Here is a 20,636-nt window from a genome sequence, read left to right on the forward strand (position 1 = left end):
TTGCCATACAGGGTTTGCTGCCGTTCACGATCAATGCGGGACTGTTTGCCAACCAGAACCATTTTTCAGCTTTGCTCTTCGTCTCCATCCCCTTCGTCGTCTACTACGGCCTGTTTCGCGGGCACCTTCTGTCCGGGTCGCTCGGTTTGATAACGCTGCTGCTGCTGCTTCTGGCCGCCGGTTCGCGCGCCGGTATTCTGATAGGGCTGGCGATCACCATAATATCAGTCGTCTTTCTGTCCGCGCGCTCGAGGCTGGGCGGGTATGGAATACCCGCTGTCTTCATCGGACTTTCGCTCTACACGATCGGGGCGTGGACGAAGATCGATGCGGAAGTGGTTGACCCGGCCTTTGGACGGGCCGAATTTGCCCGCACGACGATCGCGGGAATTGAAGAGAACTGGGCGACGGGCGTCGGCTTTGGGAGTTTTCCGAAAGTCTACCAGATTTACGAAAAGGGAGAGATGATCTTCAAGCCCTACGTCAATCACGCCCACAATGATTATCTGGAATTGGCACTTGAAGGTGGCGCGCCTGTTGTCTTTCTGGTCGCGGCCTACTCCGTATTACTTTTTGCGTTTTCCCTTGCGGCACGGCGAGATCCGCTGCAGAAAATGGCATTTCTCTCAGTATCGTTTCTGCTCGTTCATTCCCTGGTCGATTATCCCATGCGAACGGCGGCGCTTGCGATGACTTTCGCCTATATGAATGGCATCATCTTTCACAAGGGATTCGCTGGGCGGTTAAGCCAGAGAGGCGAGTCGACCGAGGCCCATGATGACAATCTGCTTGTTCCCGTCAGGCCGGCTCTGGCAAGACGATAGCAATGCGTCGCCTGGAGTTGGCGATGGATTGGCGCTGGATCGTGACCCAGACGTTTGCCGAACGCCGAGATTGACAAGCCATTGCATGGAACCTAAGCACGGTCGGCTGGGGCCGGGGGGTTCAGGCATGTCAAGGAGAGCTTCTTGAAAGGAATTATCCTTGCTGGAGGCAGTGGAACGCGTCTTTATCCACTAACATTAGCAGTCTCTAAGCAAATTCTGCCGATATACGACAAGCCGATGATCTATTATCCGCTGAGCGTTCTGATGCTCGCGGGTATCCGTGAAATTCTGATCATTTCGACGCCGCGTGACCTGCCGGTTTTTCGCGATCTGCTTGGCGATGGATCGGAGTTCGGCCTCGACCTGTCCTATGCCGAGCAACCGCAGCCCAACGGGCTGGCGGAGGCCTTCATCATCGGCCGCAATTTCATCGGCAAGGACAACGTGTCGATGATCCTCGGCGACAACATCTATTTCGGCGACGGGCTGTCGCAGCTTTGCCGCGACGCTGCCTCGCGCGAAAAGGGCGCTTCGGTGTTCGCCTATCATGTCGAGGATCCCCAGCGTTATGGCGTGGTTTCCTTCGACAAGGCCACGGGAACGGCGCTGACGATCGAGGAAAAGCCGAAGGTGCCGAAATCCAACTGGGCGGTCACCGGTCTTTACTTCTATGACAACGACGTCGTCGACATCGCCCCTGCCATCCGTCCCTCGGCGCGTGGCGAACTCGAGATCACGGCGGTCAACAACGTCTACCTCGAGCGCGGCCAGTTGCATGTGCATCGGTTGGGGCGCGGCTATGCCTGGCTCGACACCGGCACGCATGACAGCCTGCATGAGGCCTCGTCATTCGTGCGCACCATCGAGCACCGCCAGGGCATCAAGGTCGCTTGTCCCGAAGAGATCGCCTTTGAACAGGGTTGGCTGACAGTGGACCAGGTTCTGCGTCGCGCCGATCGCCTGGGCAAGAATGAATATGCCGCCTATCTGCGCCGGCGTGTCGTCGACCTGTCGGAGGGCTAGGTGTTGGAGGTCAGGCCCCTTGGCATCGATGGCGTGCTGGAAATCGTGCCGAAGCGACATGGCGACGCACGCGGCTTCTTCGTGGAAACCTACAATGCCGAGCGCTTTTCGCAGGTCGGCATAGACCTGGCTTTCGTGCAGGACAATCATTCCTATTCCGCCGCGGCGGGCGTCTTGCGAGGGCTTCACTATCAGCTTGCGCCGCGCGCCCAGGACAAGCTGCTGCGCGTCATCCGGGGCAGCATTCTCGATGTCGCGGTCGACATTCGCCGCGGTTCGAAAACCTTCGGAAAGTGGGTCGCTCTCGAAGTGTCGGCCGAAAAGGGCAACCAGATTCTGGTGCCGAAAGGCTTCGCGCACGGCTTCGTGACGCTCGTGCCCGACACCGAGGTTCTGTATAAGGTGACCGACACCTATTCGCAGGCGCATGATCGGTCGGTCCGTTTCGACGATCCCGCCATCGGCATCGAATGGCCGTCATTGGCCGGCGGGTTCCAGCTCTCGGACAAGGACCTCAAGGCGCCGCTGCTGGCCGCCGCCGAGGTGTTCGCCTGATGGGTTGCGTGAGGACAGCGGCATGAATTTTCTGGTGACGGGCGGTGCGGGCTTTATCGGTTCGGCGGTGTGCCGGCATCTATGCGCCAACCCGGCCTATCGGGTGACCAATCTCGACAAGCTAACCTATGCGGGAAACCTGGCCTCGCTGCGGCCGATCGAGAACGCACACAATTATCGCTTCGCGCAGGCCGACATCTGCGACGAAAAGGCTGTGCTCGACATCCTCCGGCGCGACGATATCGACATCGTCATGAACCTTGCCGCCGAGAGCCATGTCGACCGCTCGATCGATGGGCCGGGCACCTTTATCGAGACCAACATCGTCGGCACCTACAAGATGCTTAATGCCGCGCTGGAATATTGGCGCGGCCTGCCCGAAGACCGGAAGAGCCATTTCCGCTTCCATCATGTCTCGACCGACGAGGTGTTCGGCGATCTTCCCTTCGACGGCGGCATGTTCGTCGAGGAAACGCCCTACGCGCCATCCTCGCCCTATTCCGCTTCGAAGGCGGCCTCGGACCATCTGGTGCGGGCCTGGCACGAGACCTATGGCCTGCCGGTCGTGCTTTCCAATTGCTCGAACAATTACGGACCCTATCACTTTCCCGAAAAGCTGATCCCGCTGGTCATCCTCAACGCGCTCGATGAAAAGCCGCTGCCGGTCTATGGCGCCGGCGCCAATGTGCGCGACTGGCTGTTCGTCGAGGATCACGCACGCGCGCTGGAACTTGTCGCGACCAGGGGACTGCCGGGCGAAAGCTACAATGTCGGCGGCAATTCCGAGCGGACCAACCTTGGCGTCGTCGAGACGATCTGCGATCTCCTCGACAGCAGGCGGCCGCGGGCAGGGGGCAAGAGTTATCGCGACCTGATTTCCTTCGTCACCGACCGCCCCGGTCACGATCGCCGCTATGCCATCGACGCCTCGAAGATAGGCCGGGACCTGGGCTGGGCGCCCAATGAGAATTTCGACAGCGGCCTCGCCAAGACGGTCGACTGGTTTCTCGACAACAAATGGTGGTGGGGACCGATCCGCGAGCAGCGCTATGCCGGTGAACGGCTGGGCGAAGCACGCAAGGGGGCGGCGTGAGGCTGGTTGTCACCGGACGCGACGGACAGGTCGCGGCGAGCCTTCTGGAGGCCGGCCAGGCGGCCGCCGGCGTTGAGGTCATCGCCATTGGCCGTCCGCAACTCGACCTCGCAAGACCCGACACGGTGATCGAAGCCATCGCGGCCGCGAAGCCTGATATCGTCGTGTCGGCCGCCGCCTACACGGCGGTGGATCAGGCCGAGGACGAGCCCGATCTGGCGTTCGCGGTGAACGCCGCCGGCGCCGGCCAGGTGGCGCAAGCAGCAAGCCGCCTGGGCGTTCCCGTCATCCATCTTTCGACCGACTATGTCTTCGACGGCACCAAGGACGCCGCCTACGTGGAGACCGACGCCACCGCACCGCGCAGCGTCTATGGCGCCTCCAAGCTTGCCGGCGAGCAGGTGGTTGCAGCAGCCAATCCGCGCCATCTGATCCTGCGCACGGCATGGGTCTACAGCCCGTTCGGCAAGAATTTCGTGAAAACCATGCTGCGGCTGGCCGCCGACCGTGACGAGATCGCGGTGGTGGCCGATCAATGGGGAAATCCAACATCGGCACTTGATATCGCCGACGCAATCCTGCATGCGGCGGCACAGTTGCACGAGGGCGCCGTCACATCCGGCATCTATCATCTGGCCGGAACCGGCGAGGCCAACTGGAGCGGCTTTGCCCGCCATATCCTCGACACAAGCCGCGTGTTGGGTGGTCCCTGGGCGCGGGTACGGGACATTGCTACGATGGACTACCCAACCAAGGCGCGCCGCCCCGCCAATTCCCGGCTATCGAGCGCGAAATTCGCGGCGGCGTTCGGCTGGAATGCACCGGACTGGCGGCAATCGACGGAAGCGGTGGTGCGCCGGCTGCTAGCCGGTGAGCCGAAACAGGCATTGACGGCATGAACAAGCACCCTTCAGCGGAAAACACGCGCGATGCCGCGCCCGTCGACGAGCCGAAAGCACGCAAGGCAAGGCCGAAAGCAGCCAAACGCACCTGCATCATGGTGCTGGGCATGCATCGCTCGGGCACCAGCGCGCTGACGCGGGCCATCAGCCTGCTCGGCGCGGAATTGCCGAAGAACATGCTGGGCGCCAATCCATCCAATCCAACGGGTCACTGGGAGCCGGAGCGTCTCATTGCGCTGCACGACCAGATGCTGGCCGAAGCAGGAAGCAGCTGGGATGACTGGCGATCCTTCGATCTCAACGATCTCGGCGCGCAGCGTCTGCGCTTCTACAAAGCAGAGATCGCGCGGCTGATCGACGAGGAATACGGCAGCGCGCCGTTTTTTGTGCTCAAGGAGCCGCGTATCTCACGTTTCGTGCCGCTTTATGCGGAGATCTTGAGGCGCATGCGCATCGATGTTCGCTATGTGCTGATAGACCGCAATCCGTTGGCTGTGATCGCTTCCCTGGCGAACCGAAACGGTTTCACGATGGGCTTCAGTTCGCTTCTTTGGCTTCGCCATGAATTGGAAGCCGAGCGCGCAACTAGGGGTCGGTCACGCATCTTGTTGTCTTACGAGAGTCTGCTTGATGACTGGCGACAGGGTATCGACGGGATCACTGCTACTCTCAGCCTAGACTGGCCGGTACCCGATGTGGAATGGCAGTCCCTGCTGTCTGAGCATTTCGCTACCGACAATCAGCACTTTACCGCCAGCACTGAGGTGCTCGACGCAGACTTGCGCATCATTGACTGGGTCAAAGACGCTTATACCGCACTGATAGCGCTCAGGTCCGATGATGCTGATGCAGTTGCAATAGAAAACCTTGATCGGATCAGAGCAGAGTTCGAATCTGTTTCAAGAACCTTTGGCGACGCTTTTTTCCCTGAAATTGATTGCCGTCTCCGCGTGTTTCATCGGCAGAAGTTGGAACAGCAGCAATTAGCCAAACAGCGCGATGCGCGGCCCGCAAAGCAGGAACCATTCGTTTCACTTCGTGACCTGTACGACGCGCATCGCGGCAAAGTGTCGGATAAATGGTCGATCTATCTCAGCACCTATGACCATATTTTTTCAGAGTATCGAGACAGGCCGGTTCGAATCCTGGAAATCGGAGTTCAGAACGGCGGCTCCCTGGAGATATGGCAGAAATATTTTCCCAATGCGGAACTTGTTCTTGGCTGCGATATAAATTCAGACTGCGGAAATCTTGTTTTCGACGACAAGAGGATCGAGATATCCATAGGTGATGCCAACACTGATGAAGTCGAGCGCGATATCGTTTCGCGGTCGAAAAAATTCGATATTATCATTGATGACGGATCGCACCTGTCTTCGGATATAATACGCTCGTTCGCACGATATTTCCCCCATCTTTCCGAAGGGGGCATGTACATCGCCGAAGATCTGCATTGCAGTTATTGGCAGGAGTTCGAGGGCGGTCTGTACGATCCGCTTTCCTCAATGTCGTTTTTCAAGCGTCTGCTTGATGTGGTCAACCATGAGCATTGGGGACTGGATCGCCGTCGGGTCGATGCGTTGGCGACTTTCGCCGACAGGCACCAAGTCGCATTCAATGAAGCTTCTCTCGCATCGGTTCATTCGGTCGAGTTCTTGAACTCGCTTTGCATTGTAACGAAGCTGCCAATTCCGGAAAACGTCCTGGGCGCGCGCAGCGTGCACGGGCAGGTCGCGCTCGCCGACGAGGACGTGATTCCTCTCGACGAGACGAGGAGCAAGGCGACTGACCAAACAGGAAACCCATGGTCGCTGAGAATGACGACCATGGAAGCGGAAATCGAAACCAACAGGGCGTTGGTGGTAAGCCAGGAAGCACGCATCGAGGCTTATTCCGGTGAGATCGCTGCGCTGGCGGTGGACCGCGAGCATCTCCGCGCGGCTACGCAAGCGCTGGAGTCGGCCCACACCAATCTCGCGGCAAAGGACCAGGACATAGCGGCGCTTCAGCGTGAGTTGCAGGAACGCGAACATAAGCTGCAGGAACGCCACCGGCAGATGGCCGTGTTGAATCACGAAATCGAGTTGATTCACAGCAGCCGAACCTGGCGTTATCGATCGGCTTGGAAGAGGCTTGTGTCACCCCCAGCTAACGCAATTCTTTATGCCGGACGGACCATTACGCTCAACGCACTTCATCATCTGGAAGGCGTGCCATTGGGCAGGGGGGCGACGGAGTGGACAATAACGGGCGAGGATCCGCAGTTTGAACTCCTCTGGCCGGGCTTCCAGCCATTGCTCCCCGGACACTACAGGCTCAGCGCACATGTGCCGCCCGAATCGGATGCATTGACTGACGCGGATCTCTATGTCGACAGCGGCAAGGGGTACAGCGAGATCGAACGGATCGATTTGCGTTTTCGTTCGAACCGCAAAGGTCCGGCTGCGGCGATTTTCGCGCTTAGCGTAGCGGCTTCGAAACTGCGTTTCGACCCAAGCGATCGTTCCGCCCAGATCACGATTGGCCGCGTCCGGTTGCGTCGGCTGGGGCGGGTCGAATATTACGCTCGTCTCATGGCTAGACTTGCCGCCCGCCGCATGACAAGCCCTGGTTCCCTAGCGCGGTCTGCCGCGCATGCCGCAAAACTCTTGAGGCAAAGCGGCGTTCGGGGATTTGCGGCCACGCTGCGGTCAGCGGAGGCACAAGGCGCTCTGGGTAGCGTTACGTATGAAAGATGGGTTGCGCTCAAAGACACGACGACTGAACAAGATATTGCGGATTTGAAGTGGCGGTTGGCTCGGTTGGAGAAGAAGCCGCTCATTTCAGTGCTCATGCCGGTCTACAATACGCCAGAGAAACTCCTGCGAGAGGCGATCGAGAGCGTCCGCGCCCAGATCTACGAGAACTGGGAGTTGTGCATTGCGGACGATTGCTCGACGAGACCGCATGTGCGGAGCGTTTTGAACAAATACGCGAATCGCGATCAACGCATCAAAGTCGTTTTTCGCGACAAGAACGGTCATATCTCGCACGCGTCTAATTCTGCTATGGAGCTTGCCACCGGGGAGTGGGTTGCGCTGCTCGACCACGACGATCTTCTCCGTCCGCATGCGCTGGCCGAGATCGTGCTGGAAGTCGATCGTCATCCTGACGCCGAATTGATCTACAGCGACGAAGACAAGATCGATGCGGAAGGCAGGCGCTATGATCCCTGTTTCAAGCCGGATTTCTCGCGGGAACTTTTCCGCTCACAGAACTATCTGAATCATCTCACCGTGCACCGGGCGGAAAATATCCGCGCTGTCGGCGGCTGGCGTCCCGGCTTCGAGGGCAGCCAGGACTATGACCTCAATCTGCGCGTCTTCGAGCGCATTGCTCCTGAGAGAATTCGGCACATTCCGAAAGTGCTCTACCACTGGCGCGCGGTGGAAGGCTCGACGGCGCTCGATGGTTCGCAGAAGAGCTACGCCTATATGGCTGGGTTGCGTGCGCTGGAAGAACATGTCGAACGCATGAATATTCCTGCGAAAGCTGAGGAAGGTCCCGGCACGCCCTTTTACCGCCTTCACTTTTTCGTCCCCAAGCCGCAGCCGCTTGTAAGCCTCATCGTCCCAACGCGTGACAAGGTTGAGCTCCTTCGCGGCTGTGTGGAGTCCATCCGTGAAAGGACCACCTACGGGAATTACGAGATTTTGGTGGCTGACAATGGCTCAGTGGAAGAAGAAACGCTCGCCTATTTTAGCGAGCTTAAGAAAACGAAGAACGTTCGTGTGCTCCGTTACGACAAGCCGTTCAACTATTCCGCAATCAACAATTTCGCCGTGGGAAAAGCGAAGGGGTCGATCATCGGCCTCGTCAATAATGACATCGAGGTGATCTCGCCCGACTGGCTGACGGAAATGGTCTCCTGGGCTGTCCAGCCGGATGTGGGTTGCGTCGGCGCAAAGCTCTATTATGCCGACGACACGATTCAGCACGGCGGTGTGATTGTCGGCTTGGGCGGCACCGCAGGGCATTCGCATAAGAATTTTCCACGCCATCATCCCGGGTATTTTTACAGGTTGAAGGTGTTGCAGAACCTTTCTGCTGTCACGGCAGCTTGCCTCCTGATCCGCAAAAGCGTGTTCGAAGAAGTCGGGGGCCTCAATGAGATCGACCTGACGGTCGCCTTCAATGATGTGGACCTCTGTCTGAAAGTCCGGGAAGCGGGCTATTCAAATGTCTGGACGCCCTACGCCGAGCTGTACCATCTCGAAAGTGTTTCTCGTGGTTTTGAAGATGCTCCGGAGAAAGTGGCGCGTTTCAGCAGCGAAATTGCATATATGCAAAGACGATGGAAGGAGATCATCGAGCGTGATCCTTTCTACTCGCCAAACTTGACAAAAGGGCGCGAAGATTTCTCGCTAGGCTGACATCGGAAAAGTCGCCTGAATTTCAGCCTTGATCTGACCTACGCTTTGCGGGCTACCAGAGCCAATGCCGGACCGTTCGGATGGTCCGGGTGGTCGAATTCGATCGCCTCCACGGTGAAGCCGAAATCGGCGATCGCCCGCATCAGGGAATCCCGGGTAAGCCAGAATGCCCAAGGCTTCCCGCCGCCGCAGAAGCCGGCCCATTTGAGCGCCTCCTGATAGTTCCGCCTGGATACTGTATAGGCTTTGCCGCTGACTTCGATCTCGTACGGCTTCTCGAACTGCTTCGCCAAGTCTTTCCGGGTGCGCAGCGAGTCGTCGTAGTAGTGCGTCCATAGAAAAATTGTATCGGACACACTCGCAATGTTGCCTAGAAATTCAATGGGGTGGGTCATATGATAAAGTATTCCCGACGCCACACACACGTCAAAGCGCTCGTTGGTTTCCGACAGATACTTCATCGCATCGCCATAGAGAAACCGTGCGCGGCTGAGGTCGAAGATTTCCTTGACGCAGAGGCATTTCAGGTAGGATCGCGAATTGGCTTCGACGGCGAGTATCGATTCCGCCCCTGCTTCATGCATCATGTATGTGTGTCCCGCTTCCAGCGGTCCGAGTTCCAGAATGCGCTTGCTGCCAAATCCCCCGATGGTTTTCGAAAGCCAGTCGATACGCGGGTCCTCAAATAGGGCGGCGCTCCCAGGAGTCGTCGTCGCGCCGGCAGACGCCGGAAATTTGGACGACCATTCGTCTTTGAAGATATCAACTGCATTTTGAGCGCTTGGCGAAGTCGCGATATATGCGTCTAGAATGTCCATCATTTCCCCTAAAGTCGATGCTAGCCGGACCTTAGCAGCCTGCGGAGCTATCGTCACGCCGGCTTCCTCGCACGCCTCTTCAACAGTGCGTGGCTGTGTCGGGCGAGCAGCAATGAAGGGAGGCGGGGCCACCCGGATAGGTCATAACAGTCGTGGTATCGGCGGTGTTGCTTTCGGCTTGTTGCCACTCGTATCAGGGCGCGTTATTTCTGCGTAGCGCCGAGAGCATCAGCACTGCGGTGGCCATCAAATAGATCAGGACGAGGATATTCTGCAGGTTGACCCGGTGGGCCAAGTCTGCCCGCTTGCTGATTGTGAACACAAGGCTCATGTTCGTTTGCTGGCCATTGATGGCAGCCGAGCCACGAGACGTATCTTGCGTGAGCCATGCGGTGATCGATGAGCCGTTTTCGCCTTCGAGGCTCTCAATGCGGAGGACGGGGTTTTGAACGCCGGTCGATTCATGCTTAACGTCCTGGCAGATCATAGCATAGTCATTGTTCGGAGAATTCTTGAAATCGAAAACGCCTGTTGTGCTCCACTGGCTGGCAGTCAAAGATATTCGCATCTTCCCGCTGTTGGGACGAACATATGTAGCAAGGAGCGGCTCGATGCATACTTGGTCAAGATTGGAGATTAACGCGTCTGTAGCCTGATTAATCACCAATGGTTGATCCAGAACAAACCCCTTTGTGAATTCACCAGCGGGCTTGTTGTTGACGAGCGGGCTGGCCGAGACAATATCGTTGGTGCCAAGTGTGAAATAGTCCGGCGCGCGTAAAAAAAGGGTTGACCCAGCCAGGATGCAGATCAAGGCGGTGGCGGCAAGTGCCCGGACGGTATTATTCATAGAATGGAACCACCTGCACGATGAAGGTTTCGATTTCGAAATAGGCCATTATCAGAACCACAAGGATCGATACCGCGCCGAGGGCCCGAGAGCGTTTCGTGAGCATCCCAAATGCCAGGACAAGGAATGGGATGACTGGATACATGTAACGGCCATGCGAGGCTCTGAGTTGACCTAGCGCATTGGAAAGTGAATATATCTGCTCGACCAGAACAATAGCGAAGAAACCCGCTGTAAGAACGCAATACGAAAACAAACGCACGTCATTCGGTTGCCGCCCAGAAACGATAGTGAATAAGGAGATCACGGCAGCATACATCAGAGCCATGGCGCCGATGGCTATGACGTAGCTGGTATTAGGAGATTGTGTCAGCACAAGAACAACAGCGGCTGCGACGGCGGCGCCAATCAGGATCAAGGCCGAGTATGCAATCCGCGATGTCGGCGCGAGCGAATCATAGAATTTCCAGAAGTAATTGATGACCGGGCCGGGTGCCGGCAGCGCCGGCATAGGTCTTTGCGCTAGGCTCAAGGTGGCGCCGACCGCGACAATAATGGAAAATCCGCAAAAGATTACTGAATAGGCCGTCAGCGGAAGACCATTTATCTGGAACCACGAAACTGCGCCTTTGCCCGTCCCGATCCATCCGAACAGACCAAAGAAGTTGACGACGAAATGCTCGATCGCAGGGTAGGTGCGCATGAATTCAAAGAAAGAGAGCGACGTTGTCGACTGGCCAGGTGCTGCGCTGAGGTCAACGGAAGTTGTGAACGGATCGCCAAAATACCAGATATTTCGAGCCAGCCAAATTGAAGGCAACGAAATTGCGATCAGCGTCAAGATCACGGCACGATTAAAAATCCTGCCCAGATTTCCATCAATCTCGAATACCAGGATTGCGACTATCGGAGCTAAGAGGACAAGCGCCGTCATCTTCGTTGATGCTGCCACGGCCAGCCAGAACGCGCATAGGTAAGCGTCTGATATCTGTCTGTCGACAATGTACCTGGAGAAGTATTTGGCCACCAGCGCGCAAAACAGGAAGAGTGGAACATCATGATTTGTACCCGACGCCAGATGGCTGAACATGGGGACAAAGCCGGTAGCGGCGGCGACTGCCGTGGCCGTGCGGCGATCGACGGATAGAAACAGCAAGGTTTGGTACAACACGATTAGCACCAAACCGCCGGCCAGCGCGGCGACGATGCGTGGGGATCTGAAACGCAGATCCTGATTATCGGAGAGGATCGTTGTTATTTTCAGCGGAATGGCTGCGACCAAGTAATAGATGGGAGGGTGTTGCGCGATCCAGTTATCAGATGAAGGGCTGGGAACGCCAGTGACGTTGGTATTGATCTCTGCGCTGATATTGGCTGTTCCGAGCAGTGGAAAACCGCGCCCCGAGGCAATGTCCTCGGTATAGGCATAATGTCCGATCTCGTCTGGAATATCCCAAAGAGGCGTAACCCAGAAGGCCAGGAAAAATGCCTTCGCTGTAAACAGCAGTGCCAACGCAAGAATTGGCCAGTCCGATTTTATCCTGAGCATTGCACCCCATCCCGTTTCCCGCTGCCTTGCTTAGAGCTCTCGCGCTTATGCGCTCTTCCCCTTTTGCAATATCAATTCCACCAGGGCGACCAGGCAGTCTCCGAGAACGGTGACGAGCCGGTTGCCGAGAGCAATCGCGGTGGCTGCCGGAGGCGGCAGGCCCGCGGCGGTAAGCCCCATGATCAGAACTGCTTCACGCACCCCAAGGCCACCCGGCGCTCCCGGAACGACAAAGCCAATGAGCCAGGCAGCCGCTCCTATGCCGACCAGCTCGGCCACATGCCCCGCATCGTCCAAGGTTCTGGAAAGCGCAACGATCAGCAACCCATTGCCGATGAAAAACAGTGCATAGAGAAGAAATGCTTCGGCAGAGGCGATTAGCGCTCTTCTCCCGATGCCGGCGATCCTGAAGCGAAACAAAAGCGCTGTCCCGACGGCAAGCGCCAAAAGCCCGGCGGCGATTATTCCCGCGAGCAATCTAGGGTTATCGAGACCATAGCGCGCATAGGCATCCTGGAAAACTGGCCATGCCAGCAAGGCGGCCAACGTTCCTGCGGCAAGGACGATGATGGACAATTCCCCTATCTGGGCAAAGGCAAGCGCCTTGTTCGACGCTCCGGCATTGCGGGCGAGGGCAAACCGGCCAACCATATGCATCACGTTGCTCGGCAGGTATTTGTAGATCTGCGTCTTCCCAAAAATGCCAAGCGCACGACCCAACCCAAGCGACGGCCCGTCAACGGCAACCAGGAAGCGATACCAGGCGATGCCGACCAGTTGCAGGATGACGGCATAGGCGAGGGCGCAGCCCGGTATGGCGATCAGAAAAAATGGTGAAATAAGTTGTCGTTGCAGGTCGCCGAAGGAGCGATGGATCGCCAATCCGACGAAGACAAGCGCGGCAAGGCTGACAATCAGACCCCCGGCACGAATTATTGAATTCAGCTTTCTGCTTTTGGCTGATGGTGCCGTCTGCATTGTCTCAGTCACAACGGCAAAGGGCCATGGTCCAAGGAAGCGGCTTGCGGACCTCCACGACCTCCAGCGATTTGCCCAGCAGGTTGATGAAGGATGCGGATGACCAGTGCTGGATATGCCCTGGCGTATTTCCAAGGCTTGGGATGTATTTACCTCTGGCCATGTTAAGTGCCCGCCAGACAGGCTCCCGTGGCACGCTGACTAGAAGGTAAGGTTTGGCAAGCGATTTGAGTATCGCAAGGGCTTGTTCGGTATCTGGGATGTGCTCGAGAACTTCGCAACAGATCACCAGTTCGGCCGAAGCGACTTCCGGTGTCAGGTCGAAAAGCGAGCGTGTTTCAAATATCGGCTCCAGCCCACGCTTCGTGCATTGCTCATTAGCCTCCGAAACACTGACGGATTCCAGGTCGCTGCCGCGAACATTCCATCCCCGATCATGAAGGCGAATGGACAAATTTCCCTCGCCGCAGCCGACCTCGTAAGCGTTGCGGACGCCTGTCTTCGCCGTCAACATATCGAAACTGCTTAGAAAGCCATCCATGAGATATCGTGCGATCGGATTCCGGGTATTGTATTTGTCGTAGTAATTGCCCGGAACGTTATCGTAGGCTGCTGGCGCTTCGTTCATCTACACTATTCCGCTTACTTTACCCGCCTGAACCTTGGAACTTTCGCGATCTATCGAAAGCGAGCGGATCAATGCATTTTCCCGATGTTCCTGTTGCAGTTGCCTGATCCTGATTTCTTCGAGGATCTGCCTGTTGACCGCGATCAGTTCGGAAAGGATACCGCTCATGGCTAGGATGCCAGCAAGGGCAAGCAAGGCGCTGGAGAGAACCAGCGACTGAATGTTGCCACTGCCTTCACCCCTTAGATAATGGAAAAGGAACCGGGCGATCATGATCAAACCCGGCGTGGCGACTATGGCCGCACACACCGAGAAGAAACGCAGCGGGCTATAGACGACAAAGATCCTCACAACCGTTATCAGGGAGCGCCGCACATAGCTTGGTATGCTCTTGACCAGCCGTGAGGGCCGGAGATCGCCGTTCACGCGGATCGGCACGGAGGTGATCGGAATGTTCCTGCGGCCCGCCTGGATGATCGTTTCCAGCGTGTAGGTGTAGCGGTTGAAGACGTTGAGCTGTATCGCCGCGTCCCGGTGGATGGCACGGAAACCGCTCGGCGCGTCGGGAACCGTCGTGCCGCTGGCAAGCTTGACGACCAAACTTCCAAGCTTCTGCAGGAATTTTTTGACGGGAGAAAAATGCTCTATCTCGCTGATCGGCCTTGCGCCGACGACGATCAGGGCCTTTTTCTCCAGTATGGGGCGGACGAGATCGGGAATGCAGGAGGCATCGTATTGGTTGTCGGCATCGGTGTTGACAATAACATCGGCGCCGAGTTTCAACGCAGTTTCAATGCCGGTCATGAAGGCTTTGGCAAGCCCCTGATTGTGGGGCAGCGAGACCACGTGATCCACACCGTTTTCCCGGGCAACCTCCACTGTGCGGTCAGTGGAGCCATCGTCGATCACGAGCCACTCTACCTGGTCGAAACCCTCGACCTGACGTGGGAGATCAGCAAGCGTGACGGCGAGTGTCCCCTCCTCATTCAAGCATGGGATCTGGATGATAAGCTTTGACAATCCACCCTCTTCTCTTTTTCTAAAGACCGGCTGGCTGCCATTCACGGCATGGACCTGAAGAACTTTGGATATGAAGCCAATTGATCGCGAGGCGGCTTTTAAACCAGGGACTCGATCCGGCCAGCTCGAAGCGTCATTTTCTTCGTGCAAACGCGCTCGATGAGCGCTTCGTCGTGGCTGGCCAATACGATGATGCCGGCCTTTTCCGCCAGTTCGTTCATCCGTTGTTTGGCTTTTTCCTGGAACGATGCGTCGCCGGCGCCGATCCATTCATCCATCAGCAGAATTTCGGGCTCGAGCGTGGTCGCCGCCGCAAATGCCAGGCGCGCCGCCATGCCCTGGCTGTACGCCTTGAACGGCAGGTCGATGAAGTCACCCAGTTCGCTGAAATCGATTATTTCTTCCATCTTCTCTTCGATCTCGGTCGCCGTCCAGCCGCTGATCAATCCTCTCAGCACGATGTTCCTGCGCCCGGTGGCCTCGGGGCGAAACCCTATGTTGATGTTGAACAGGGCATCGACCTTGCCCGCGATCGATATCGTGCCACCCGACGGCTGATAGATTCCATATAGAACCTTGAGCAGCGTCGTCTTGCCGGCGCCATTCGGGCCGACAAGGCCCAACCGGTCGCCTGCCTTGAGTTCGAAGCTGACATCGTCGAGCGCCTGCACGACCTGCTTGGTGCCCGACTTGGCTATGTTGCCGCCAAGAGCGCTGCGACGCCGGCCAGGCGCCGAAAGTGTCAGTTTTTCGAACAGACGATAAACGAGGCTGACATTGTTCAGTTGGATGGATGTCATGGAACTCAGATCAGGAAAACGATGCGTTTGCGATAACGGCCCAGCAACAGCAGCGCAAGAGCCCATAGGCCGAGACTGATGTAACCAGCCACGGCCAATGCGTGCGTCGGAAATATGCCGGCCGTGATCGGCTCACGCACGCCCTCCAGGAAATAGGTGAAGGGATTCCAATGATAGGCATACTTTTGGACGCCTTCCTGGCCGCTATAGACCCAGAAGACCGGCGTGAAGAACATGCCGACCCGCATCAGATTCCCGACGATGAACTCACTATCGGGAAAGAAAGCGCCCAAGAACGCAAAAACCGTTACGAATGCAGGCGTTGCCAGGATGATGAGCAGCAGACCCAGCAGCGATAGCAGCCAATTCGTGCTGATTCCGTAACCGCCCAGCAGCAGAACAAGAACGCAACCCGCCAACGAATAAGCAGCTCTGATGATGCATTGCATCGTCAATCGCATCACATAGACGAACAACGGCAGCGTCGTGCCTTGAATGAAGCTCGCTTCTCGCTGGAAGAGCGACACGCTCATGGTGATGGTTTCGGTGAGATAGAACCAGACCAGCATGCCGATGGCTACATAGGCTATATAGCTTGGGTTGCTGGCGTCGGTGGTCACGAAAACAAAGACAAAAGTGCCGACGAAAGCGAAATAATTGACCAGCATCCAAAGCGGGCCGAGCGTCGTGCGTCTGTGCTGGTCGCCGATGTCCTCGTGGGCAAGCGCGATCCAGACCCGGTGTAATCTCATGGCCTTTGAGATATCGTCAAAAGCGCCGTTTAGTGCCGCAATCATAGCTGGGAGTATCGCAATCCGTTGTTCTGGCGCATTATTCTTCGCTGGCCATAGCGAACCACCAAGCCCGTCTCTAATAGCCATTTCGATGGGCATATGGCAACGCATTGCGTCGTAACGCGGTGGGGGGCAGAGTCAACTGCGGCAAAACTGAACGCATGCTGATGCCGTGTGACTTATCTATTAGCTTTTGGTAATATTTCCTTTGCGGCAATCGCCCCAGCATGATCCATGTTCTCCACGGGACGCCTCTTCCTGAAAAAACCTCTAGCTATGCCGTCGCCCCCGCAGTATGCGATACAGGACGGCGGGGGCCGGGGATGGCACTTGAGTAAGGTGATTGGTCGCGAAGTAACTTCGTGTTCGCACCTCGCTGGTGTCGATGCCCTTGAGCCTGGAGTCTAGTGCCGTCCAATGAATTCCCACCTCGAAGCTGTGTTCGGGCTCAGGCCACAGATGCGGCGCGCCTTCATCATGGTCCAGGACGTGGTCATGGTCCTGGTCGCCGTGGCGCTCAGCCTCGTGCTTTCGCGGTCTAATCTTTCGTTCGACGCGCTCTCCAAGGAGGGTCTGGCGACATGGGCGGGCATCGTCGTCATCAGCCATTTGCTGTTCCGCTACAGTGGCCTCTACACCACCGTCTGGCGCTTCGCCTCGACGCCGGACTTTTTCAACATCCTGAAGAGCTGCGCGATCTTGACGTTCACTCTCTATGTGGCGTCGCTGCTGCTGCGTTTTTACCGGCCGGTGGCGGGGCTCAACGAGCGTCAGTTCATCGTCTTCTTCCTCGTCTCCTTCACCATCATATCGGCACCCCGGCTGTTCTACCGCTTCCTGCGTGACGGCGCGAGCTGGGGGATTCTGAGCCGCAAGACCGACATCAGGCAGGCCAAGCGCGCTCTGTTCGTCGGCCGGCTCGGCGAGGCCGACCTGATCATTCGCTTCACGCGCACGGCGCAGCCGGCTGACTATTCCATCGCAGGCATCATGGCGACCGAGCGCGGCGCACCGTTGGGCACGCGGATTCAAGGTGTTCCCGTGGTGGCGACCCTGCCGCGTCTGATCGATGTCCTGGAAGATTACGCGACCGGCACCAAAAGCCTGGACCTGCTGATTTTCGGCAGCGGCGCCGAGCACGAGATCGAAGAGTATTCGGAACTCGTGCGCATTGCCCGGCACGGCGACATAAATGTGGTGCAGTTCTCAGGCCTTTCGGAGTTGGAACAGCACGGAAAGCTGGTTCTCGACACCGTCGAGATGGAAACGATCCTGCGCCGTCCGGCGGTCGCGTCCGACATCCAGCGCATCGGCGCCTTTGTCAGCGGCAAACGCGTTCTGGTGACCGGCGGCGCCGGTTCGATCGGCCAGACGCTGGTCAAGCGGTCGCTGGAACTGGGAGCCGAGGCGGTGCTGGTCGCCGACAACTCCGAATTCGGCATCTTCCAGCTGAGCCAGTATGTTGACGAGAAGGACCACGACCGCCTCAAGGTCCGCATCGTCGATGTCGCGGACCGGCGCCAGATAATGCGTGTCGTCACCGAATTCCGGCCGGACATCATCTTTCACGCCGCGGCGCTCAAGCATGTTCCGCTGCTCGAGGAGAACTGGGATTCGGCCATCCAGACCAACATTTTTGGAACGCTCGTCTGTGCCGAGGTTGCCGCCAAGTGCGGGGTTGCGCAATTTGTCCTGATATCGAGCGACAAGGCGGTGGATCCCTCATCGGTGCTTGGCATGACGAAGCGGGCCGCCGAACAGATCATCAGTGCCTTGCACGGCACGCCGGCAGGCGAGACGGGCGGGCGCCTCCCGGCCACCAAGTTCATTGCAGTGCGGTTCGGCAATGTCTTCGGCAGCAATGGTTCGGTGGCGACCATATTCCAGGCGCAGATCGAGGCTGGGGGGCCCGTCACCATCACCGACCGACGCATGACGCGCTATTTCATGACCGTGGCCGAAGCCGTCGATCTCGTCATCATGTCGGCGGCCGATGCCGCGTCGCGGCAGAGCGGACACGATTACGCCGTCTATATGCTCGACATGGGCAAGCCGGTGCCGATCCTTGAAGTGGCCGAAACGATGATCCGTTTGTCCGGAAAGAGCCCATACAAGGACATCGCGATCCGGTTCACCGGCATCAGGCCGGGCGAAAAACTTCACGAAACGCTGCATGGCGAAGACGAGGAACTCGTCGAACTCGGCATCTCGAAGGTTTTCGGCCTCAGCACGGACGTCGTGGAATGGTCGGATGTCCAGGTCGCGCTCTCGGCCCTGCAGCAGTCGGCGAAAAACCAGGACAAGGCTGCCGCGCTCGCCGCATTGGCAGGTCTCGACCGCGCCAAGAAGGCCAGGGCGAGTGCACGTCAAGACGCGATCCCGAAAACGGCGGGGCAGGCGAGCTAGGCCCGGTTCAGAATTCAGAAAGCGATCTTGCTCGTGAGCAAAGATGACCTGCGCATCGCGGTCCTGATGGGCACGAAAGACGGCGCTACCTTCATCGAGGAGCAGCTGCAATCCCTGTTTGCGCAGTCGCACCCTCTGGTCGACCTGTGGATTTCAGACGATGGCTCCACCGATGGCACGACCGCCATCATCGAGACATGGAAATCCCGCTGGCGGCCCAAGGGTCGGATGACGCTGGTGGAGGGGCCGCGGCAAGGCTTCGCCGCCAATTTCCGCTCCATGATCGTCGACCGACGCATCGAGGCGGACTGCTATGCCTTCTGCGACCAGGACGATATCTGGGAGACCGACAGGCTGGAGAGCGCTATCAGCTGGATGCGGACCCAGGATGCGAAAATCCCGCTGATGTTTTGTTCGCGAACCGCAACCATGACGGAAACAGGGAGCCTTGTCGGCCATTCGCCGCTGTTTGCCCGGCCGCCAACCTTTCGCAACGCGCTTGTGCAAAGCATCGCCGGCGGCAACACAATCCTGCTCAACGCCGCGGCACGCGACCTGCTGGCCAGGGCCTCCACGCGGAGCGGGTTCGTCAGCCACGACTGGTGGGCCTATCTCATCGTGACCGCCGCCGGCGGCATCGTCCGCTACGATCCGCGGCCGCTGGTGCGCTACCGGCAGCACGCGGCGAACCTGGTCGGCGCCAACGTGTCCTGGAAAGCAAGGTTCTCTCGGCTTGGCCGCCTGTTCAAGGGGGAATTCGCCGGCTGGACGGACCTCAACCTCGACGGTCTCGCCGTCAATCGCGATCTCCTGACCGAGGACGCGACGGCGTGCCTCGACCTTTTCATCCGCGGGCGCAACGGTGGCCTTTCCCGCCGCTTGGCAGGCTTGCGCCAAAGCGGCGTCTATCGGCAGACCGTTTCCGGAAACATTGGGCTCTATCTCGCCTTCATCCTGGGGCGCATCTGAACATTGCGACGGCTGCGTGGCGCGCTTGGTCAAGAGATCGGCTCATGCTACGTCGACCGGATTGACGGCATTGGCCTGCGGCGTTGCCTCGGGACTTCGGCAGGGAGTACTATCGGCCGTTCATGAAGGCAGCCAAGCAAATCTTCGATATTGCCGGTGCGGCTCTGCTGCTGGTGGCGACATCTCCTGTCTTGGCGCTCACCGTCCTTGCCGTTCGGGCATCGTCGCCGGGCCCGGCTATTTTTTCGCAGGTGCGGGTCGGCCGTGACGGTCGGCTTTTCCGCTGCCACAAGTTGCGCACGATGTATATCGGGACGCCGTCACTACCCTCGCATGAGGCGCCGGCGGATTCCGTGACATCGGTCGGGAAGGTCCTACGGAAGTTCAAGCTCGATGAGCTGCCGCAATTCTGGAACGTCCTGAAGGGCGAAATGAGCCTGGTCGGGCCGCGCCCCTGCCTGCCGACCCAAACCGAGTTGATCGAGTGTCGCAGGCGGCTGGGGGTTTTGGCGGCGCTGCCGGGCATAACCGGCCTGGCCCAGATCAGGGGCATCGACATGTCGAACCCGGAGCTTTTGGCCGAAACGGATGCTGCCTACCTCCGCACTGCGTCGTTCTGGCTCGACCTTCGGATCCTGTTTGGAACGCTCTACCGCAGACCATGATCCCAAAAAGTGGAAGCCGGTTTTTGGAAAAGATCATGGTCAAGCAAGAAAGTCAGGATCTACCGAGCCGCGCCAGCTCGGCCAGCCGCTCGAGCGTGCCGGCTTCAGGCGTCCACCCCTGCGATACCAGCAGGGCGGGGTCGCATATCTGTGTCGCGGTCAGGCTGTCCCAGAACGCCCGCCTGCCGAGCGCGGCCACGACCGGCCGTATCAGACCGGCCGGCACAGCCATCAGGCGCACAGGCCGCCCCAAACCTCTGCGAAAGGCGGCGATGATGGCCTCGACGGCGACCGGCGGCACATCTGCGCCGACATAGATCGGGCGAAGCGGTCCGGAATGGCTGAGC

Annotated in this window: 17 protein-coding genes and 1 pseudogene; 9 read left to right on the plus strand and 9 right to left on the minus strand. The window is 58.2% G+C overall.

Annotated elements, in window-relative coordinates; genetic code table 11:
• From EOC06_RS41610 to EOC06_RS03850, 6 genes are all read left to right on the plus strand, one after another.
• A partial coding sequence (locus EOC06_RS41610; protein WP_245469314.1) for an O-antigen ligase occupies positions 1 to 824 on the plus strand: 824 nt, incomplete at its 5' end.
• A gap of 144 nt (positions 825 to 968) precedes the next feature.
• Entirely contained in the window at positions 969 to 1,850 is an 882-nt protein-coding gene (gene rfbA, locus EOC06_RS03830; protein ID WP_128307137.1) for a glucose-1-phosphate thymidylyltransferase RfbA, read from the plus strand.
• Positions 1,851 to 2,405 (plus strand): dTDP-4-dehydrorhamnose 3,5-epimerase, encoded by a 555-nt coding sequence (rfbC, locus tag EOC06_RS03835; RefSeq protein WP_128307138.1) that lies wholly within the window; start codon positions 1,851 to 1,853, stop codon positions 2,403 to 2,405.
• A 22-nt stretch (positions 2,406 to 2,427) separates the two neighbouring features.
• The gene (gene rfbB, locus EOC06_RS03840; protein WP_127295707.1) at positions 2,428 to 3,498 is read left to right on the plus strand and encodes a dTDP-glucose 4,6-dehydratase; all 1,071 of its coding nucleotides are present in this window, start codon (positions 2,428 to 2,430) and stop codon (positions 3,496 to 3,498) included.
• Positions 3,495 to 4,397, plus strand: coding sequence for a dTDP-4-dehydrorhamnose reductase (rfbD, locus tag EOC06_RS03845; RefSeq protein WP_128307139.1), 903 nt, complete (start codon positions 3,495 to 3,497; stop codon positions 4,395 to 4,397). Before rfbB ends, rfbD begins: the two co-directional genes overlap by 4 nt.
• Entirely contained in the window at positions 4,394 to 8,812 is a 4,419-nt protein-coding gene (locus tag EOC06_RS03850) for a glycosyltransferase (RefSeq protein ID WP_128307140.1), read from the plus strand. Before rfbD ends, EOC06_RS03850 begins: the two co-directional genes overlap by 4 nt.
• 38 nt (positions 8,813 to 8,850) lie before the next feature.
• Here EOC06_RS03850 and EOC06_RS03855 read toward each other — a convergent pair whose 3' ends face one another.
• The 8 genes from EOC06_RS03855 to EOC06_RS03890 all read right to left on the minus strand — a co-directional run bounded on the left by EOC06_RS03855 (position 8,851) and on the right by EOC06_RS03890 (position 16,348).
• Complete coding sequence (locus EOC06_RS03855; protein ID WP_164898450.1) at positions 8,851 to 9,630, minus strand: bifunctional 2-polyprenyl-6-hydroxyphenol methylase/3-demethylubiquinol 3-O-methyltransferase UbiG; 780 nt, start codon at positions 9,628 to 9,630, stop codon at positions 8,851 to 8,853.
• A 193-nt stretch (positions 9,631 to 9,823) separates the two neighbouring features.
• Positions 9,824 to 10,480 carry a hypothetical protein gene (locus EOC06_RS03860; protein WP_128307142.1) on the minus strand — a complete coding sequence of 219 codons (657 nt, stop codon included), beginning with the start codon at positions 10,478 to 10,480 and terminating at the stop codon, positions 9,824 to 9,826.
• Entirely contained in the window at positions 10,473 to 12,029 is a 1,557-nt protein-coding gene (locus EOC06_RS03865; protein ID WP_128307143.1) for a glycosyltransferase family 39 protein, read from the minus strand. Before EOC06_RS03865 ends, EOC06_RS03860 begins: the two co-directional genes overlap by 8 nt.
• Positions 12,030 to 12,074: 45 nt before the next feature.
• Positions 12,075 to 13,007, minus strand: coding sequence for a lysylphosphatidylglycerol synthase domain-containing protein (locus EOC06_RS03870; protein WP_128307144.1), 933 nt, complete (start codon positions 13,005 to 13,007; stop codon positions 12,075 to 12,077).
• A gap of 4 nt (positions 13,008 to 13,011) precedes the next feature.
• Positions 13,012 to 13,635: a bifunctional 2-polyprenyl-6-hydroxyphenol methylase/3-demethylubiquinol 3-O-methyltransferase UbiG gene (locus EOC06_RS03875; RefSeq protein WP_128307145.1), complete on the minus strand. Its 624-nt coding sequence runs from the start codon at positions 13,633 to 13,635 to the stop codon at positions 13,012 to 13,014.
• Positions 13,636 to 14,805 (minus strand): glycosyltransferase family 2 protein, encoded by a 1,170-nt coding sequence (locus tag EOC06_RS03880; RefSeq protein ID WP_306462318.1) that lies wholly within the window; start codon positions 14,803 to 14,805, stop codon positions 13,636 to 13,638.
• On the minus strand, positions 14,754 to 15,455 hold the full coding sequence (locus EOC06_RS03885) for an ABC transporter ATP-binding protein (protein ID WP_128288268.1): 702 nt from the start codon (positions 15,453 to 15,455) through the stop codon (positions 14,754 to 14,756). Before EOC06_RS03885 ends, EOC06_RS03880 begins: the two co-directional genes overlap by 52 nt.
• Positions 15,456 to 15,460: 5 nt before the next feature.
• A complete protein-coding gene (locus EOC06_RS03890) occupies positions 15,461 to 16,348 on the minus strand; it encodes an ABC transporter permease (RefSeq protein ID WP_245469315.1) in 888 nt (295 codons plus the stop codon).
• Between the two features lie 318 nt (positions 16,349 to 16,666).
• Here EOC06_RS03890 and EOC06_RS03895 point away from each other — a divergent pair, with 318 nt between their 5' ends.
• The 3 genes from EOC06_RS03895 (at position 16,667) to EOC06_RS03905 (ending at position 20,289) form a co-directional block, all read left to right on the plus strand.
• A complete protein-coding gene (locus EOC06_RS03895; protein WP_164898451.1) occupies positions 16,667 to 18,655 on the plus strand; it encodes a nucleoside-diphosphate sugar epimerase/dehydratase in 1,989 nt (662 codons plus the stop codon).
• Between the two features lie 33 nt (positions 18,656 to 18,688).
• Positions 18,689 to 19,624, plus strand: coding sequence for a glycosyltransferase family 2 protein (locus tag EOC06_RS03900; protein WP_128307146.1), 936 nt, complete (start codon positions 18,689 to 18,691; stop codon positions 19,622 to 19,624).
• Positions 19,625 to 19,746: 122 nt separating this feature from the next.
• Entirely contained in the window at positions 19,747 to 20,289 is a 543-nt protein-coding gene (locus tag EOC06_RS03905) for a sugar transferase (protein ID WP_128307147.1), read from the plus strand.
• Between the two features lie 52 nt (positions 20,290 to 20,341).
• Here the strand turns inward: EOC06_RS03905 and EOC06_RS41615 are convergent.
• A pseudogene (locus EOC06_RS41615) lies at positions 20,342 to 20,636 on the minus strand (epimerase); the annotation flags it as partial.

The organism is Mesorhizobium sp. M7A.F.Ca.MR.362.00.0.0 (genome assembly GCF_004023175.1).
Classification (GTDB): Bacteria; Pseudomonadota; Alphaproteobacteria; order Rhizobiales; family Rhizobiaceae; genus Mesorhizobium.

Excerpts from the sequence above, each read along its gene's own strand:
- EOC06_RS03875 (WP_128307145.1), bottom strand. The coding sequence starts at position 13,635 with ATGAACGAAGCGCCAGCAGCCTACGATAACGTTCCGGGCAATTACTAC.
- EOC06_RS03860 (WP_128307142.1), bottom strand. The coding sequence starts at position 10,480 with ATGAATAATACCGTCCGGGCACTTGCCGCCACCGCCTTGATCTGCATC.
- EOC06_RS03855 (WP_164898450.1), bottom strand. The coding sequence starts at position 9,630 with ATGGACATTCTAGACGCATATATCGCGACTTCGCCAAGCGCTCAAAAT.
- EOC06_RS03890 (WP_245469315.1), bottom strand. The coding sequence starts at position 16,348 with ATGCCCATCGAAATGGCTATTAGAGACGGGCTTGGTGGTTCGCTATGG.
- EOC06_RS03905 (WP_128307147.1), top strand. The coding sequence starts at position 19,747 with ATGAAGGCAGCCAAGCAAATCTTCGATATTGCCGGTGCGGCTCTGCTG.
- EOC06_RS03895 (WP_164898451.1), top strand. The coding sequence starts at position 16,667 with ATGAATTCCCACCTCGAAGCTGTGTTCGGGCTCAGGCCACAGATGCGG.
- EOC06_RS03870 (WP_128307144.1), bottom strand. The coding sequence starts at position 13,007 with ATGCAGACGGCACCATCAGCCAAAAGCAGAAAGCTGAATTCAATAATT.
- EOC06_RS03850 (WP_128307140.1), top strand. The coding sequence starts at position 4,394 with ATGAACAAGCACCCTTCAGCGGAAAACACGCGCGATGCCGCGCCCGTC.
- rfbB (WP_127295707.1), top strand. The coding sequence starts at position 2,428 with ATGAATTTTCTGGTGACGGGCGGTGCGGGCTTTATCGGTTCGGCGGTG.
- EOC06_RS03885 (WP_128288268.1), bottom strand. The coding sequence starts at position 15,455 with ATGACATCCATCCAACTGAACAATGTCAGCCTCGTTTATCGTCTGTTC.
- EOC06_RS03865 (WP_128307143.1), bottom strand. The coding sequence starts at position 12,029 with ATGCTCAGGATAAAATCGGACTGGCCAATTCTTGCGTTGGCACTGCTG.